At 65.9% G+C, this 16,641-nt stretch carries 18 protein-coding genes; 14 read left to right on the top strand and 4 right to left on the bottom strand.

Annotated elements, in window-relative coordinates; genetic code table 11:
- The first annotated feature begins 142 nt into the window (after positions 1-142).
- Complete coding sequence (locus RS899_RS03265) at positions 143-685, top strand: AAA family ATPase (protein WP_315809083.1); 543 nt, start codon at positions 143-145, stop codon at positions 683-685.
- A 133-nt stretch (positions 686-818) separates the two neighbouring features.
- On the opposite strand, the gene dcd is transcribed toward RS899_RS03265, so the two are convergent.
- Both dcd and apbC read right to left on the bottom strand, forming a co-directional pair.
- The gene (gene dcd, locus RS899_RS03260; protein WP_017521037.1) at positions 819-1,385 is read right to left on the bottom strand and encodes a dCTP deaminase; all 567 of its coding nucleotides are present in this window, start codon (positions 1,383-1,385) and stop codon (positions 819-821) included.
- Positions 1,386-1,481: 96 nt separating this feature from the next.
- Positions 1,482-2,576 (bottom strand): iron-sulfur cluster carrier protein ApbC, encoded by a 1,095-nt coding sequence (gene apbC / locus RS899_RS03255; RefSeq protein WP_315809082.1) that lies wholly within the window; start codon positions 2,574-2,576, stop codon positions 1,482-1,484.
- A 288-nt stretch (positions 2,577-2,864) separates the two neighbouring features.
- On the opposite strand from apbC, the gene metG reads away from it, so the two are divergent.
- The 5 genes from metG to RS899_RS03230 are packed head-to-tail and all read left to right on the top strand — an operon-like array spanning position 2,865 to position 7,580.
- Positions 2,865-4,901, top strand: coding sequence for a methionine--tRNA ligase (gene metG, locus RS899_RS03250; protein ID WP_233298246.1), 2,037 nt, complete (start codon positions 2,865-2,867; stop codon positions 4,899-4,901).
- A 31-nt stretch (positions 4,902-4,932) separates the two neighbouring features.
- The gene (locus RS899_RS03245) at positions 4,933-5,730 is read left to right on the top strand and encodes a DUF4349 domain-containing protein (RefSeq protein WP_409978068.1); all 798 of its coding nucleotides are present in this window, start codon (positions 4,933-4,935) and stop codon (positions 5,728-5,730) included.
- The gene (locus RS899_RS03240; RefSeq protein WP_054908840.1) at positions 5,727-6,056 is read left to right on the top strand and encodes a hypothetical protein; all 330 of its coding nucleotides are present in this window, start codon (positions 5,727-5,729) and stop codon (positions 6,054-6,056) included. Before RS899_RS03245 ends, RS899_RS03240 begins: the two co-directional genes overlap by 4 nt.
- Positions 6,056-7,171, top strand: coding sequence for a glutathionylspermidine synthase family protein (locus RS899_RS03235; RefSeq protein WP_315809080.1), 1,116 nt, complete (start codon positions 6,056-6,058; stop codon positions 7,169-7,171). The genes RS899_RS03240 and RS899_RS03235 overlap by 1 nt, the downstream gene beginning before the upstream one ends.
- 10 nt (positions 7,172-7,181) lie before the next feature.
- Positions 7,182-7,580, top strand: coding sequence for a DUF350 domain-containing protein (locus RS899_RS03230; RefSeq protein WP_315809079.1), 399 nt, complete (start codon positions 7,182-7,184; stop codon positions 7,578-7,580).
- On the opposite strand, the gene RS899_RS03225 is transcribed toward RS899_RS03230, so the two are convergent.
- Entirely contained in the window at positions 7,574-8,104 is a 531-nt protein-coding gene (locus tag RS899_RS03225; protein ID WP_315809078.1) for a hypothetical protein, read from the bottom strand. The two genes, RS899_RS03230 and RS899_RS03225, sit on opposite strands and share 7 nt — an antisense overlap.
- 208 nt (positions 8,105-8,312) lie before the next feature.
- Between RS899_RS03225 and rsxA the strand changes: the two genes are divergently transcribed.
- The 8 genes from rsxA to RS899_RS03185 all read left to right on the top strand — a co-directional run bounded on the left by rsxA (position 8,313) and on the right by RS899_RS03185 (position 15,066).
- Entirely contained in the window at positions 8,313-8,897 is a 585-nt protein-coding gene (gene rsxA, locus RS899_RS03220; RefSeq protein WP_315809077.1) for an electron transport complex subunit RsxA, read from the top strand.
- A complete protein-coding gene (gene rsxB, locus RS899_RS03215; protein WP_315809076.1) occupies positions 8,894-9,448 on the top strand; it encodes an electron transport complex subunit RsxB in 555 nt (184 codons plus the stop codon). The genes rsxA and rsxB overlap by 4 nt, the downstream gene beginning before the upstream one ends.
- Entirely contained in the window at positions 9,445-11,769 is a 2,325-nt protein-coding gene (rsxC, locus tag RS899_RS03210) for an electron transport complex subunit RsxC (RefSeq protein WP_315809075.1), read from the top strand. Before rsxB ends, rsxC begins: the two co-directional genes overlap by 4 nt.
- Positions 11,766-12,806 carry an RnfABCDGE type electron transport complex subunit D gene (locus tag RS899_RS03205; RefSeq protein ID WP_315809074.1) on the top strand — a complete coding sequence of 347 codons (1,041 nt, stop codon included), beginning with the start codon at positions 11,766-11,768 and terminating at the stop codon, positions 12,804-12,806. The genes rsxC and RS899_RS03205 overlap by 4 nt, the downstream gene beginning before the upstream one ends.
- Positions 12,803-13,435 carry an electron transport complex subunit RsxG gene (gene rsxG, locus RS899_RS03200; RefSeq protein WP_315809073.1) on the top strand — a complete coding sequence of 211 codons (633 nt, stop codon included), beginning with the start codon at positions 12,803-12,805 and terminating at the stop codon, positions 13,433-13,435. The genes RS899_RS03205 and rsxG overlap by 4 nt, the downstream gene beginning before the upstream one ends.
- Positions 13,428-14,141: an electron transport complex subunit E gene (locus RS899_RS03195; RefSeq protein WP_315809072.1), complete on the top strand. Its 714-nt coding sequence runs from the start codon at positions 13,428-13,430 to the stop codon at positions 14,139-14,141. Before rsxG ends, RS899_RS03195 begins: the two co-directional genes overlap by 8 nt.
- Positions 14,138-14,776: an endonuclease III gene (gene nth / locus RS899_RS03190; RefSeq protein WP_037016056.1), complete on the top strand. Its 639-nt coding sequence runs from the start codon at positions 14,138-14,140 to the stop codon at positions 14,774-14,776. Before RS899_RS03195 ends, nth begins: the two co-directional genes overlap by 4 nt.
- Positions 14,777-14,883: 107 nt before the next feature.
- On the top strand, positions 14,884-15,066 hold the full coding sequence (locus RS899_RS03185; RefSeq protein WP_017521020.1) for a PA3496 family putative envelope integrity protein: 183 nt from the start codon (positions 14,884-14,886) through the stop codon (positions 15,064-15,066).
- Positions 15,067-15,223: 157 nt separating this feature from the next.
- Here the strand turns inward: RS899_RS03185 and ppnN are convergent, their stop codons facing one another.
- Positions 15,224-16,618 carry a nucleotide 5'-monophosphate nucleosidase PpnN gene (gene ppnN / locus RS899_RS03180; protein WP_054908851.1) on the bottom strand — a complete coding sequence of 465 codons (1,395 nt, stop codon included), beginning with the start codon at positions 16,616-16,618 and terminating at the stop codon, positions 15,224-15,226.
- Positions 16,619-16,641 lie beyond the last annotated feature (23 nt).

Below are 16,641 nucleotides of genomic sequence, written 5' to 3'. Positions count from 1 at the left end.
GATTTGTCGACTTACTCCATGATCATATTCAGGCACCCCTTGGGTGCCTTTCTTTTTTCCCGCCTCCTCTCCGCTGCATTTCTTACCTGCAAGACCTTCCCCGGCTGGTACTCCCCTGCATCCTTTCCCAGGAGTCATCGCCATGCCCGAATCCCTCATCGTCATCACCGGCGGCCCCGGCGCCGGCAAGAGCACACTGCTCGATCACCTGCACCGCCATCACGGCCTGAACATCGTCGAGGAAGGCGGCCGCGCCATCATCCGCGAGCAACTGGCCAGTGGCGGCCATGCGCTGCCGTGGGCAAACCGGGAAGCCTTCTGCCAGGAAATGTTCGAGCACGCGCTGGCGACGCGTGCGCAGGCGCTCGATAGCGGTGGGTTGTGGCTGTTCGATCGCGGCCTGCCGGACGTGCTGGGGTACGCGCGGCTGTGCGGCTTGCCGATCCCCGAAGCGCTGGTAACCGCTGCACAGGAGCTGCGCTACGGGCGGACCGTGTTCCTGGCGCCTGCATGGGAAGCCATCTACCACAATGACGCGGAACGCCGGCAGGGCTTCGCCGAAGCGCAGCGAACGGCGGCGATGATGGCCGAGGCATACGAAGAGCTGGGCTATCGAGTACTGGAACTGCCCCTGTGCAGCCTGCGGAGCCGTGCGGAGTTCGTCCTGGCCCACTGTCCCTTGTAGGAGCGCGCTTGCTCGCGAACCCTTCCTCCGGTGGAAATCGAGCCGGGCGCTCGCGAGCAAGCCCATTCCTACAGATTCTTCGTTCCAACAAAAAACCGGGCCAAGGCCCGGTTCTTCGTGCAGCACAGGGCCATCAGGCCTTGGGCAGGGTAACGCCGGTCTGGCCCTGGTACTTGCCACCGCGATCACGGTAGGAGACTTCGCAGGCCTCGTCCGACTGCAGGAACAGCATCTGCGCCACGCCTTCGTGGGCGTAGATCTTCGCCGGCAGGTTGGTGGTGTTGGAGAACTCCAGGGTCACGTGGCCTTCCCACTCCGGTTCCAGCGGGGTCACGTTGACGATGATGCCGCAGCGCGCGTAGGTGCTCTTGCCCAGGCAGATGGTCAGCACATCGCGCGGGATACGGAAGTACTCGACGGTGCGGGCCAGGGCGAAGGAGTTCGGCGGAATGATGCAGACGTCGCTGTTGATGTCCACGAAGCTCTTCTCGTCGAAGTTCTTCGGGTCGACCACCGCCGAGTGGATGTTGGTGAACACCTTGAATTCGGCGGCGCAGCGCACGTCGTAGCCATAGCTGGAAACGCCGTAGGAAATCACCCGGCTGTCATCGGCACCACGAATCTGGCGCTCGACGAACGGCTCGATCATGCCGTGCTCCTGAGCCATGCGGCGAATCCACTTGTCCGATTTGATGCTCATGGCGGGTGTCCTGTGCGGCGGTTGAAAAAGAAGGCGAATCTTACCGGCAGGCGCGCCAGCCGGCAAAGGGGCGCGCCCGGTGGCATTGTCGCGCCTTCAATCGTCGCTGATGGAAATATTCGGCATGGCCGGCGCGGCCTTCTCGCTCAGGGCGATGCGGGCGCCGACGCAGCGCGCGGTTTCCTGGTAGATCATCGCCAGCTGGCTTTCCGGGTCGGCAACCACGGTGGGCTTGCCGCCGTCGGCCTGCATGCGGATGGCCATGGACAACGGCAGCGAGGCCAGCAGGTCGACGCCGAACTGCGCCGCCAGCTTCTCGCCGCCGCCTTCGCCGAACAGGTGCTCGGCATGGCCGCAGTTGGAGCAGATGTGCACAGCCATGTTCTCCACCACGCCCAGCACCGGGATGTTGACCTTGCGGAACATCTCCACGCCCTTCTTGGCGTCCAGCAGGGCCAGGTCCTGCGGGGTGGTGACGATGACCGCACCGGCCACCGGGACCTTCTGCGCGAGGGTCAGCTGGATGTCGCCGGTGCCCGGCGGCATGTCGATGACCAGGTAATCCAGGTCGTTCCAGGCGGTCTGGGTGATCAACTGGATCAGCGCACCGGAAACCATCGGGCCACGCCAGACCACCGGGGTGTTGTCGTCGGTGAGGAAGGCCATGGACATGACTTCCACGCCGTGGGCTTCCAGCGGGATGAACCACTTCTGGTCGCGGATCTTCGGCCGGGTGCCCTCGGGGATGCCGAACATGATGCCCTGGCTCGGGCCATAGATGTCGGCGTCGAGGATGCCGACCTTGGCACCTTCGCGGGCCAGCGCCAGCGCGAGGTTCGCGGCGGTGGTGGACTTGCCCACGCCGCCCTTGCCGGAGGCGACGGCGATGATGTTCTTCACGTTGCTCATGCCCGGCACCTGGGCCTGGGCCTTGTGCGCGGCGATGTGAGTTTCCACCTTGACCTGGGCCGAGTCGACGCCGTCCAGCGCCTCCAGGGCCATCTGCACGGTCTGCGCCAGGCCGTTCCTGAACAGGCCGGCGGCGTAACCCAGTTCCAGGGTCAGCGCGACGCGTCCGCCCTGGATGTCCAGCTCGTGCAGGTAGCCGGCGTCCAGCAGGTTCTGGCCGGTGTGGGGGTCGTTGATCTGGCGGAGGACGGCCTCCACAGTGGCACGGGTAACGGCGCTCATGGGTACTCCCGATGAAAGACTGAGCAGAATAGGCGGGCATCTTACGCCTCTCGTCCGCCCCTTGCTCGGGATCATCGGGGGTAGGCCAGGTTCGCGAGCAAGCTCGCCCCTACATTCCGGGCCTGCGCAATCATGCTCTTCGTAGGAGCGAGCTTGCTCGCGAACGGCTCAAGCACCAATCCGTCGCAGTCGCCCCTCCCCTACAGCCAGGCGGCCTACGGATGAAAATTTCGCCCCAGCCCTATATAGTTGCCGATTCTCTCGTTTTAACCGGAACGGCCGATCATCATGTCCGAAGCCCGCAAGATCCTCGTCACCAGCGCCCTGCCCTACGCCAATGGTTCGATCCACCTCGGTCACATGCTGGAGTACATCCAGACCGACATCTGGGTTCGCTTCCAGAAGATGCGTGGCAACCAGGCGGTGTACGTGTGCGCGGACGATGCCCACGGTTCGGCCATCATGCTGCGCGCCGAGCGCGAAGGCATTACCTCCGAGCAACTGATCGACGGTGTGCGCGCCGAGCACATGGGCGATTTCGCCGACTTCCTGGTGGAGTTCGACAACTACCACTCGACCCATTCGGAAGAGAACCGCGAGCTGTCCTCGGCCATCTACCTGAAGCTGCGCGACGCCGGCCACATCGCCACCCGCCCGGTGACCCAGTACTTCGACCCGGAAAAGCAGATGTTCCTGGCCGACCGCTTCATCAAGGGCACCTGCCCGAAGTGCGGCACCGCCGACCAGTACGGCGACAACTGCGAAGCCTGCGGCGCGACCTATGCGCCCACCGAGCTGAAGGACCCGAAATCGGCCATCTCCGGCGCCACCCCGGTGCTCAAGGAGTCGCTGCACTACTTCTTCAAGCTGCCTGACTTCCAGGCCATGCTGCAGCAGTGGACCCGTAGCGGCGCCCTGCAGGAATCGGTGGCCAACAAGCTCGCCGAATGGCTGGACTCCGGCCTGCAGGAGTGGGACATCTCCCGCGACGCACCGTACTTCGGCTTCGAGATCCCCGATGCGCCGGGCAAGTATTTCTACGTCTGGCTGGACGCGCCGATCGGCTACATGGCCAGCTTCAAGAACCTCTGCGCACGCCGCCCGGAACTGGACTTCGACGCCTACTGGAAGCAGGGCTCGGACGCCGAGCTGTACCACTTCATCGGCAAGGACATCGTCAACTTCCACGCGCTGTTCTGGCCGGCCATGCTCGAAGGCGCCGGCTACCGCAAGCCGACCGCGCTGAACGTGCACGGCTACCTGACCGTCAACGGCCAGAAGATGTCCAAATCGCGCGGCACCTTCGTCAAGGCGCGCACCTACCTGGATCACCTGGACCCGGAATACCTGCGCTACTACTACGCCTCCAAGCTGGGCCGCGGCGTGGACGACCTCGACCTGAACCTCGAGGACTTCGTGCAGAAGGTCAACTCCGACCTGGTCGGCAAGGTGGTCAACATCGCCAGCCGTTGCGCCGGCTTCATCCACAAGGGCAACAACGGCCTGCTGGTGGACGCCAACCCCGCGCCGGAACTGGCCCAGGCCTTCAAGGACGCGGCGCCGAGCATCGCCGCCGCCTACGAAGCCCGTGATTTCGGCCGCGCCATGCGCGAAATCATGGCCCTGGCCGACCAGGCCAACGCCTGGATCGCCGACAAGGCGCCCTGGTCGCTGAACAAGCAGGAAGGCAAGCAGGACGAGGTCCAGGCCATCTGCGCCCTGGGCGTGAACCTGTTCCGCCAGCTGGTGATCTTCCTCAAGCCCGTACTGCCGAAGCTGGCCGTTGCCGCCGAAGCCTTCCTCAACGTCGCCCCGCTGAAATGGGCCGACCACGAGCAACTGCTGGCCAATCACCAACTGAACCCGTTCAACCCGCTGATGACCCGTATCGAGCCCGCGAAAATCGAAGCCATGATCGAAGCCTCCAAGGAAGACCTCCTCGCCAGCGCCCCGAAACCTGCGGGCAACGGTGAACTGACCAAGGACCCGCTCGCCGCGGAAATCAACTTCGACGCCTTCGCCGCCGTCGACCTGCGCATCGCGCTGATCGAGAAGTGCGAGTTCGTCGAGGGCGCCGACAAGCTGCTGCGCCTGTCCCTGGACATCGGCGACGAGAAGCGCAACGTGTTCTCCGGCATCAAGAGCGCCTACCCGGACCCGAGCAAGCTCGAAGGCCGCCTGACCCTGTATGTGGCCAACCTGGCCCCGCGCAAGATGAAGTTCGGCGTCTCCGAAGGCATGGTCCTGGCCGCCGGCCCCGGCGGTGAAGAGATCTACCTGCTCAGCCCGGACAGCGGCGCCAAGCCCGGCCAGCGCGTCAAGTAAGCATCGGACGGCAAGGAGGCCATCGATGAAACTGCACCACTGGGCAGCGCTCGCCCTGAGCGCCGCCCTTACCGGCTGCGGCGCTCCCTCGGAGCACGCCGCCGGTTCCGGCGCCGCTTTCCAAGGGGAAGCGGCAAAAGCCGGTTCCTTCCTCGCCTATGAACACCAGGTCAGCATCCGCCTGGCCAGCGAGCGCATCGACGCGCAACTGGCCGCCTCCCGCGATGCCTGTACCCAGGACCGCTTCGGCCCCTGCGAGCTGATCGCCATCGAGCAGAGCGGCGACAGCCAGATGCGCAACGCGCATCTCGTGGTTCGCATCGTCCCCGACGGCGTGGAAAAGCTCGTCGCCCTAGCGGCCGAAGGCGGCCAACTGCAAAGCCGCCGCACCCAGGCCGAAGACCTCGCCCAGGCGGTGAGCGACAACCAGCAGCTGCGCGAGCGCCTGGAGCGTGAGTACCAGACCCTGCAGGGCTTCCAGGGCCGCAAGGACATGAGCGTCAGCGACCTGCTGGCCCTGGCCAAGGCCACCGCCGAAGTCGAGCAGCAGTTGCAGGCCGCCCGCCAGGACTCCGCCCAACAACAGCGACGCATTGCCGCCAACCTGCTGACCCTGGACTTCTCCAGCGAATACCAGCCGACCGGTCGCTGGTCACGCATCGGCAGGGCCTTCGGCAACTCGCTGGACGAACTCACCGACGGCACCGTCAATGCCATCCAGGTCGCCGCCTTCGGCCTGCCACTGCTGGTCGTGCTGCTGGTCGCCGGCCTGATCCTGCGCTGGTTGTGGCGAAAACTCGGTTCCAGGCGCGCCGCGAACAAAGCATGAAGAAATCCAACATCGTCTTCACCACCCTGCTCACCGGCGGGGTGCTCTACAGCGTGCTGCACCACAACCCGGTGTACCGCGACCTCTACGCCAACCGCGAGGACTGCCTGAAGGACTGGGGCAACACGCCTAACGCCTGCGAGCCGGAATCTGCCAGCAGCAGCGGCGGAAGTTACGTCGGCAGCAGCTCCGGGCGCTATCGCGGGCCGAGCTACGAGGACGGCTCACGACCGAAGACCGCGCAGACCTACCAGGTACAGTCGCGTCAGTTGGTCACCCGCGGTGGCTTCGGCCACTCCGGCGCCCGCTTCTCCGGGGGCGGCTGATGCGTCGTCTGGCGATGACGCCGCGCCCCGACTGGCGCGAGCGCTGCGAGGCGGTCGGCTTCACCTTCCACAGCATCGACGGCCTGTACTGGGACGAATCGGTGGCCTATGAATTCGGCCTCGAACAGATCGAGACGCTGGAGGCCGCCAGCGAAGACCTGCACCAGCGCTACCTGGAGTGCGTGGAATGGGTGATCCGCACCGGCCACTTCGAGCCCTTCCAGCTACCGCCGGGTGCCCGCGAGGAAATCATCCGCTCCTGGCAGCGCCAGGACCCGAGTCTCTATGGCCGCTTCGACTTCGCCTGGAACGGCGAAGGCCAGCCGAAAATGCTCGAGTACAACGCCGACACGCCGACCGGCCTGCTGGAGGCCAGCGTGGTGCAGTGGCAATGGCTCAATGACGTGAACCCGGACGCCGACCAGTTCAACTCGCTGCACGAGAAGCTGATCGCGCGTTGGAAGGCCATCGCCCCCGACGGCACGCTGCACTTCACTGCCATCGATGGCCACGAGGAAGACACTGGCAATGTCCTCTACCTGCTCGACACCGCGCACCAGGCCGGCTTGCCGACACGCTACCTGCCGCTGGAATTCATCGGCCACCACGCCGGGCGCGGCACCTTCATCGACCAGTACGAGCAGGACATCCGTCACTGCTTCAAGCTCTATCCCTGGGAGTGGCTGCTGCAGGACAGCTTTGCCGAACACCTGGAACGCAGCGATGTACGCTTCCTGGAGCCCGCCTGGAAGCTGCTGATGTCGAGCAAGGCCATGCTGCCAATCCTCTGGAAGCTCAACCCCGGCCATCCGAACCTGCTACCGGCCAGCTACCGCCAGGACGTTCCTGGCGCCTACGTGCGCAAGCCGCTGTATTCGCGTGAGGGCGAGAACATCCGCATCGTCGCCGGCGATCTGCAGCTGGAAAGCGACGGCCCCCACGCCGACGCGCCCTGCATCTACCAGGGCTACGCACCGCTGGCCAGGGACGGCGACAACTACGCCGTACTCGGCTGCTGGGTGATCGACGGCCAGGCCGCCGGCCTAGGCATCCGCGAGGACGCCAGTGCCATCACCCGCGACAGCAGCCGCTTCGTCCCCCACTATTTCGTCTGAAGGATTTGCCATGAACCTGCTGCAGACCCTGCCCAACTTTCTCGCGTATTTTGCCGCGGCCATTGGCCTGTTCGGCCTGTTCACCAGCCTCTACATCCGCCTGACGCCCTACGCGGAAATCCAGCTGATCCGCCAGGGCAACATCAGTGCCGCCGTGGCGCTGGTCGGCACCTTGCTCGGCTTCGCCCTGCCGCTGGCAAGCGCCATCGCCCACAGCGTCAGCATCATCGACATGCTGATCTGGGGCGCGATCGCCATGCTGGTGCAGGTGCTGGTATTCCTCGGGCTGTCGCGCGTGGTGCCGGAGCTCAAGGGCGGCATTGCCGACAACACCCTGGCCCACGGCGTGTTCCTCGGCGGCGCCTCGCTGTGCGTGGGGCTGCTCAACGCCGCCTGCATGACCTACTGAGCGTCCTCGCAGTCCACATCGCCGCCGCCCAGGTGCTCGAAGCCTTCCAGGTAGAGGCAGGAGGCGTCTTCGGCGCAGTCCTGCAGCGAGGCGTTGCTCAGGTTTTCCCGTGATGTCGGCTCTTCCAGGTTCACGTCCGGGAAGATGTCCGCGACTTCCTCCGCGGTCATGATCTTGTCGAAGGTGACGTTCACCGACTGCAGGCGGCCGTACTCCCAGTCCAGGTCCACCGCCGTGACATGCGGGTTCAGTTGCCGCGCCAAGGCTTCGGGCAACTGCGGGCCGGCGTAGCTGAGGTCGGTGTCATGGCAGGCGTCGCCCCAGTTGCTCAGCTTCTTGCTGGCGGCGCAGCTGAACTGCGCGTCGGCGTGACCGGTGCGCTGTTCCAGCAGGCAGGCGAAATCGGCGACATTCATCCGCGGCCAACTGACCAGGTCAGACGTGGTCAAGGGGGCAGCCGAAGCCAGGCCACTGGAGAACAGCAGGCAGAGTGCGGTGAGGCGTCCGGACAGAGTTTTGCGCATCGCGACTTCCGTGAGGGGAACCGATCAGGTTCGGCAGCCGCTGATGTTCCTCCCGCCGCCCCTGGCACCGCAACTGATTTCGGGGAGGTACAATTACCTACTTCGCACCTTGTATTCGACCTATGCACTCTCGTCGCCATCAACCCGCCGACCACCGGTCTCCGAGCATGATCCGCCTCCCCTCGCGCCTGGCTGCGAGTGCCCGGCCATGACCGAACTCGCCCTGATCCTGGTCAGCGCCATCCTGGTCAACAACTTCGTGCTGGTGCAGTTCCTCGGCATCTGCCCGTTCATGGGCGTGTCGCGCAAGATTGAGGCGGCGTTTGCGCTGGCCCTGGCGACCACCTTCGTCCTCACCCTCGCCTCGGCCGTCAGCTACATCCTGCAGCGCTACGTGCTGCAACCGCTGGACCTGGAGTTCCTGCGTACCATCGGCTTCATCCTGGTGATCGCCCTGGTGGTGCAGTTCACCGAGCTGCTGGTGAAGAAGACCAGCCCGCTGCTGGCCCGCGGGCTGGGCATCTTCCTGCCGCTGATCACCACCAATTGCATCGTGCTGGGCGTGGCCCTGCTGAATGCCCGCAAGCCCGAATTCGGCTTTGTGCAGTCCATCGTCCAGGGATTCGGCGCCGGGCTGGGCTTCACCCTGGTGCTGGTGCTGTTCGCCGCCCTGCGCGAGCGCATCGCCATCGCCGACGTGCCCAAACCGTTCAAGGGCGCGGCCATCGGCATGATCACCGCGGGCCTGATGTCCCTGGCGTTCATGGGCTTCAGCGGGCTGCTCAAGCCATGATCTCGGCGCTGCTGATCATCCTGCTCTGCCTCGCCGGCGCCGTGGCGCTGCGCCTGGCGTCGGCGCGGGTGAAGGTCGCTGACGAATCGATCGCCGTGCAGATCAACGACCTGCTGCCGCAAACCCAGTGCGGCCAGTGCGGTTATGCCGGCTGCAAGCCCTACGCCCAGGCCATCGCCGACGGCGATGCGATCAACAAGTGCCCGCCCGGTGGCGCCGCGACCATCGCCGCGCTCGCCGACCTGCTGGACGTCGAACCGCTGCCGCTGGACGCCGCCGAGGAAACCCCGCTGCGCGTGGCTTATATCCGCGAAGCGGAGTGCATCGGTTGCACCAAGTGCATCCGTGCCTGCCCGGTGGACGCCATCGTCGGCGCCGCCAAGCTGATGCACACGGTGATCGTCGACGAGTGCACCGGCTGCGACCTGTGCCTGGAACCCTGCCCGGTGGACTGCATCGAAATGCGCGACCTGCCGGCAGGCGTCGCCGACTGGAAGTGGCCGCTGCCGCAGGGCCGACTGATCCACAGCGACCGGGAGCAGGCGGCATGAACATGCAGGTCTGGAATTTCCCGGGCGGCCTCACATTGCCGGCCAACAAGCAGCAATCCACCGCCACGCCGATCCAGCATCCGCCACTGCCACGCCGGCTTGTACTACCCCTGCAACAGCATATCGGTGAGCCCGCGCGCGCCTGTGTCGAAGCCGGCCAGCGCGTGCTCAAGGGTCAGCTGATTGCGGAAGCCAGCAGCGCCATCAGCGCCGCGCTGCATGCGCCGACTTCCGGTGTCGTGGTCGCGGTGGGCGAGCAGCCTTACCCACACCCATCCGGCCTGACAGCGCCCGCCATCGTCATTGAAAGCGACGGCGCAGAGGAATGGGCCACGCGTGTGCCCCTGTCCGACTACACCTCGCACTCCGGCGTCGAAGTGCTGGAGCGCATCCGCCAGTCGGGCATCGCCGGCCTCGGCGGCGCCGGCTTCCCCACCGCCGCCAAGCTGGCCTCCCGCACGCAGGACGACCTGCATACCCTGATCATCAACGGCGCTGAGTGCGAGCCGTACATCAGCGCCGACGATCTGCTGATGCGCGAACGCGCCGTCGAACTGGTGGAAGGCATCGAGGTGCTGATGCACGTCCTCCAGCCGCAACAGGTGCTGGTCGGCATCGAGGACGACAAGCCCCAGGCCATCGCCGCCGTGCAGGCCGCCATCGGTGAGCGGAACATCCGGCTGCAGGCGATCCCGACCCGTTACCCTTCGGGCGGCGAGCGCCAGCTGATCCAGGTTCTCACCGGCCGCGAAGTCCCTTCCGGCGGCCTGCCGGCAGACATCGGCATGCTCTGCGTGAACGTCGCCACCGCCGTTGCAGTGGCCGACGCCGTGCTGCGCGGGCAACCGCTGATCTCGCGCATCACCACCCTGGCCGGCGCCGCGCTGGCGCGCCCGTGCAACGTCGAAGCGCTGATCGGCACGCCGATGGGCGAGTTGCTGGATTTCGCCGGCCTCGATCTCGACAAGCTTGACCGGCTGATCCTCGGCGGCCCGCTGATGGGCGACAGCCTGCCATCGCTCGACGCGCCGCTGCTCAAGACCGCCAACTGCCTGCTGGCCGCCACCCGCGAAGAGCTGCCATTGCCGGCGCCAGCCATGCCGTGCATCCGCTGTGGCGATTGCGCGCAGGTCTGCCCGGCCAACCTGTTGCCGCAGCAGCTGTACTTTTTCGCGGAGGATCACGAGCGACTCGTGGCGCACAACCTGTTCGACTGCATCGAGTGCGGCGCCTGTGCCTACGTCTGCCCGTCGAGCATTCCGCTTGTGCAGTACTATCGCGCGTCCAAGGCCGAGATCCGCGAACTGGAACAGCGGCAGTTGAAGGCCGAGCAATCGCGCCTGCGCTTCGAACAACGCCAGGAGCGCCTGCGCAACGAAGAAGATCGGCGCGCCGCCGACCGCCTGGCCCGCCAGGAACGCGCCGCGCGTGTGCAGGAAGAACAGCCCGAGATCGCATCGCCGAGCGCGCCGGCCGCGCAATCGGTCATCGAACGGGTGAAGGCCGAGAAGGCCGTGGGCAATGCGCCGGACCAACTCAAGCGCCTGAAGATCGAAGCGAGCATGGCCCAGGTGGCGCTGAAGAAAGCCGAGAAGCAACTGGCCACCCACGACACCGACCAACTGCGCGCCCAGGTGGCCGAATTGCGCGTCGCCGCCGAGGAGGCCAAGGCCGCACTGGCGGCTGCCGAATCGGAGGGCACCAGCGCCGCGCCGACGCCATTCGCTGCGCCGGCCACCAATGAAGCCGCGCTGAAGAAAGCGAAGATCGACGCCGCCATGGCCCGTGCCCAACTGAAGAAATCCGAAAAGGCCTTCGGCGAATCCCCCACGGACGAGCAGCGCGCCACCCTCGCCTCCTTGCGTGCGGACGTGGAGCGCATCGAACGCCAACTCAACGAATTGCAAGGGGCCGCTGTGCCGACCGATCCGCAAGCCGCCCAGCCCGTCGACGGCGTACTCGCCCTGCGCCAGGCCAAGCTGGCCTACATCACCCAGCGCGATGCCTTGCGCGCCGCTGAACGCGAAGGTGCCACCGCCGAGGAACTGGACGCGATCCGCCTGACCCTCGCTGCCGCGGAAGCCGCCCTGCACGCCGCCGAAGACGCCAGCGGCAAGGCGCCGCCGGACCTCGTGCGTACCGACAAGCGCCCGGTGACAGCCGCCCTGCGCGCCGCCAAGACCGAACTGGCCTACGCCCGTGCCGACTTGAAGAAGCTTGAGCGCGAAGGCGCCGGCGACCACGCCCTGGCCTCCGCCCGCGAACGCCTGCAAGCGGCCGAACGTGCCGTCGCCGATGCCAATGGCGAGGCGCCTGCATGAAGCTTCCTCGCATCAGCTCTCCTCACGCCACCGGCAGCAACCGTACACAGAGGGTCATGCTGACGCTGCTGGCCTCCTGCGCGCCTGGCGCGCTGGTGCTGATCGGCCTGTACGGCGTGGGCACCCTCTTCAACCTGCTCTGGTGCAGCCTGCTCGCACTCGCCACCGAGGCCGTGATGCTCAAGCTGCGCGATCGGCCGCTGGCATTCTTCCTCAAGGACGGCAGCGCGCTGGTCACCGCCGTGCTGCTCGCCCTGGCCTTGCCGCCCTACTCGCCATGGTGGCTGAGCGCGGTCGCCACGGTGTTCGCGCTGGTCTTCGGCAAACACCTCTACGGCGGCCTCGGGCAGAACCCGTTCAACCCGGCGATGGTCGGCTACGCGGTGGTGCTGGTGTCCTTTCCGCAACTGATGAGCCAGTGGCCAGCGCCGGACAGCGCGCTTGGCTTCGGCGAAGGGTTGCGGCAGATCTTCGGCTTCGCCAGCCAGGCGCCGGACGCCTGGGTTGGCGCCACCGCGCTGGACGTGGTGCGCAACAACCACAGCCTGACCATGGAGGAACTGCTGGCGCAGTCGCCGGCTTTTGGCAGTGTCGGCGGGCGCGGCGTGGAGCTGGTGAACCTGGCCTTCCTCGCCGGCGGCCTGTTCCTGCTCTGGCGCAAGCTGTTCACCTGGCACGCGCCGGTGGGCATGCTCGGCGGGCTGTTCGTCATGAGCCTGCTGTTCTGGAACGGCTCCGGCTCGGACTCCCACGGCTCGCCGCTGCTGCACCTGTTCAGCGGCGCGAGCATGCTCGGCGCTTTCTTCATCGTCACCGACCCGGTGTCCGGCGCCACCAGCAACCGTGGCCGGCTGGTATTCGGCATCGGCGTCGGCGTGCTCACCTACGTGATCCGCGCCTGGGGCGGCTACCCCGACGGCCTGGCCTTCGCCGTGCTGCTGATGAACCTCGCCGCGCCAACCATCGACGCCTTCACCCGCCCGCGAACCTACGGGCACAAGAAGCCCGAGCAGGGTTTCAAGGCAGGTGAACGATGAACCGCGAACTGCTCAAGAGCGCCCTGGCACTGGGACTGGTCGCACTGATCGCCACGGGCGTGGTGGCGACCGTTCACCAGCTCACCGCCCAGCGCATCGATACCGCCCAGCGCGAAGCGCGTGGCCGCACGCTGCTGGAGCTGCTGCCCAGGGGCAGCTATGACAACCATCCGCTGGAAACCGAAGTCAGCGCTTTCGATCCCAAGCTGCTGGGCCGCGACGAGCCGGCACCCGCTTACATCGCCCGGCTCCGGGGCCAGACCACGGCGGTCGTACTCCAGCCCGTGGCGCGGGATGGCTATGGCGGCTCGATCCAGTTGCTGGTCGGCGTGACTGCGCAGGGCCGCCTGCTCGGCGTGCGGGTCGTGGCCCATCATGAAACGCCGGGCCAGGGCGATCGTATCGAACTGGGCAAGAGCGACTGGCTGCACGGCTTCGACGGACGGTCGCTGACTGATCCGGGCGACAATGGCTGGAAGGTGAAGAAGGACGGCGGCCAGTTCGACCAGTTCGCCGGCGCCACCGTCACCCCGCGCGCGGTGGTCAAGGCCACGCACCTGGCGCTGCAGTACTTCGACGCGCACAAAGCAGAGCTGCTCGCCCCCGCCTCGGGAGAGAACCATGAATGACCCCGGCTACCGCGAAATCGCCCTGCAGGGGCTGTGGAAGAACAACCCCGGCCTGGTGCAACTGCTCGGCCTGTGCCCGTTGCTGGGCACCAGCAGCTCCATGGTCAACGCCCTCGGCCTGGGGCTGGCGACACTCTTCGTGCTGGTCTGCTCCAGCGTCAGCGTCTCGCTGATCCGCAGCACGCTGAGCGAGGCCGCGCGCCTGCCGGCGTTCCTGCTGGTCATCGCTACCCTGACCACCTGCATCGAACTGCTGATGCAGGCCTGGCGCTTCGAGCTGTACCAGGTGCTGGGCATCTTCGTGCCGCTGATCACCACCAACTGCGTGATCCTCGGCCGCGCGCAAACCTTCGCCTCGCAGAACAACGTGGCGCGCTCGGCCTTCGACGGTTTGATGATGGGCCTGGGCTTCGCCCTGGTCCTGCTGATCATCGGCACCCTGCGCGAACTGCTCGGCCATGGCACCCTGCTGGCCGGCATGGAGCTGCTGTTCGGCCCGGCCGCCGCCGACTGGAAAGTACAGGTCCCTGGCTACCAGGGCCTGCTGCTGGCGGTGCTGCCGCCCGGCGCCTTCCTGGTGCTGGGCCTGCTGATCGCCCTCAAGAACCGTATTGATGAAAGCCTGGCGGACCGCGCCAAGGCGCAGGCGGGCGACGTACCCGCCACCGAGCGCCAGCGCGTCCGCGTGACCGGAGTGATCGAATGAATGCCGCCAAGCGCGCGGAGATTTTCCGCCGACTCAAGGAAGACAACCCCAACCCCGAAACCGAACTGGCCTACAGCTCGCCCTTCGAGCTGCTGATCGCGGTGCTGCTCTCCGCCCAGGCCACCGACGTGGGGGTGAACAAGGCCACCGCCAAGCTCTACCCGGTGGCCAATACCCCGGAAGCGATCTACGCCCTGGGCGTGGAGGGCCTGTCGGAGTACATCAAGACCATCGGTCTGTACAACAGCAAGGCGAAGAACACCATCGAGACCTGCCGCATCCTCATCGAGAAGCACGGCGGCCAGGTGCCGGAGAACCGTGAAGACCTGGAAGCCTTGCCCGGCGTGGGTCGCAAGACCGCGAACGTGGTCCTCAACACGGCTTTCCGACAGCCGGCAATGGCGGTGGACACGCATATCTTCCGCGTTTCCAACCGCACCAACATTGCGCCAGGGCGCAATGTGCTGGAGGTGGAGCGCAAGCTGCTCAAGTTCGTGCCCAAGGAATACCTGCTGGATGCGCACCACTGGCTGATCCTGCATGGGCGCTACGTCTGCAAGGCGCGCAAGCCGCAGTGTGGCAGCTGCCGGATCGAGGACCTGTGCGAGTACAAGCACAAGACTTCGGACGATTGAGCGTTATGGGAAAATTCCTTCAGGCTGATTGAAAAAATCTTTTTTACCGTCCACTCCTTTGTCGATATAAGGGGCGCCAACACACCCCGTGTTGTGGAGTGCACCGAATGGCAAACGACAAAGAAGACCTCGAACTCGAGGACGATGTCAGCACAGACGACAGCGATGACGGCGCAGAAGCCACGGCAGAGGTCGCCAAGACCAACCTGACCAAGCGCCGCATCATCGACAACTACCTGGAAGAGCGTCGCCTGCAGCGCCAACTGTCCGACTACGATTTCGATCTGTAAGCCTTCTCCTGATCCTGAACGTAACGCCCGTATGAAAAAGCCCCGCATCCTGGCGGGGCTTTTTGCTTTGCGCTCTTCGTAGGAGCGAGCTTGCTCGCGAACACTTCCCGGCAACTCCGATGCTGTGCGGTTCGCGAGCAAGCTCGCTCCTACAAAGTCATACTGCCGCCACTCCGGAGCGCTGCACGACCCGGTAGCAAGGCTCATACGCCGCACCGCCCGGCAGTTTCATCCGGTGCTGCTCGACGAAGGCCTGCAGCAGCGCATCCAGTGGCTCCATGATGGCCGCATCACCGTGGATCTCGTACGGGCCGAACTCCTCGATCATGCGGATGCCACGGTCCTTCACGTTACCCGCGACGATGCCGGAGAACGCCCGGCGCAGGTTTGCCGCCAGTTCGTGGGGCGGCACATCGCGGCCCAGGTCGAGGGCGGCCATGTTCTCGTGGGTCGGCTCGAACGGGCGCTGGAAGCCCTCGTCGATCTTCAGCAGCCAGTTGAAGTGGTAGGCGTCGTTGCGCTCGCGGCGGAACTGCTTGACCCGCTTGAGCCCCTCGCTCATTTCCCGCGCCACTTCTGCCGGGTCGTCGATGATGATGCGGTAGCGCTGCTGCGCCGCCTCGCCCAGGGTCGCGCCGACGAAGGCGTGCAGTTGCTCGATGTAGGCCGCTGCACTGCGCGGGCCGGTGAGCACCAGGGGGAACGGCATGTCCTGGTTCTCCGGGTGCATCAGGATGCCCAGCAGGTAGAGGAACTCCTCCGCCGTACCGACGCCGCCGGGGAACACGATGATGCCGTGGCCGACGCGAACGAAGGCCTCCAGGCGCTTTTCGATGTCCGGCAGGATCACCAGTTCGTTGACGATGGGGTTCGGCGCCTCGGCGGCGATGATCCCCGGCTCGGTCAGGCCCAGGTAGCGGCCGTCAGTGATGCGCTGCTTGGCGTGGCCGATGGTGGCGCCCTTCATCGGGCCCTTCATCACGCCCGGGCCACAGCCGGTGCAGACGTCGAGGCTGCGCAGGCCCAGTTCGTGGCCGACTTTCTTGGTGTACTTGTATTCGTTGGTGCTGATGGAGTGGCCGCCCCAGCAAACCACGATCTTCGGCTCCACGCCGGCGCGCAGGGCGCGGGCGTTGCGCAGCAGGTGGAAGACGTAGTCGGTGATGCCGGCCGAGCTGTCCAGGCCGAAGCGCCGGCTGTTCAGCGCATTCTGGGTGTAGACGATGTCCCGCAGGGCGCTGAAGAGCATCTCGCGGGTACTGGCGATCATCTCGCCGTCGACGAAGGCATCGGCCGGCGCGTTGAACAGTTCCAGGCGCACGCCGCGGTCCTGCTGGTGGATTTCCAGCTCGAAGTCGCGGTAGGCGTCGAGGATGTGCTTGGCGTTGTCGATCTGCGTGCCGGTGTTGAGGATGGCCAGGGCACACTGGCGGAAAAGCTTGTAGGTACTGCCCGAGCCCGCTTCGCTGAGCTGGTGCACTTCACGTTGGGAAAGGGTTTCGAGGCTGCCCTTGGGGCTGACCGAGGCGTTGTTAACCGGTCTTGGGGACATGCTGTATTCCTTGACGAAGGAAG

This window comes from Pseudomonas sp. C9-3, assembly GCF_032392015.1.
Classification (GTDB): domain Bacteria; phylum Pseudomonadota; class Gammaproteobacteria; order Pseudomonadales; family Pseudomonadaceae; genus Pseudomonas; species Pseudomonas nitroreducens.
The sequence above is the reverse complement of the archived record's forward strand: the minus strand, read 5'-3'. Positions and strand labels throughout refer to the sequence as shown.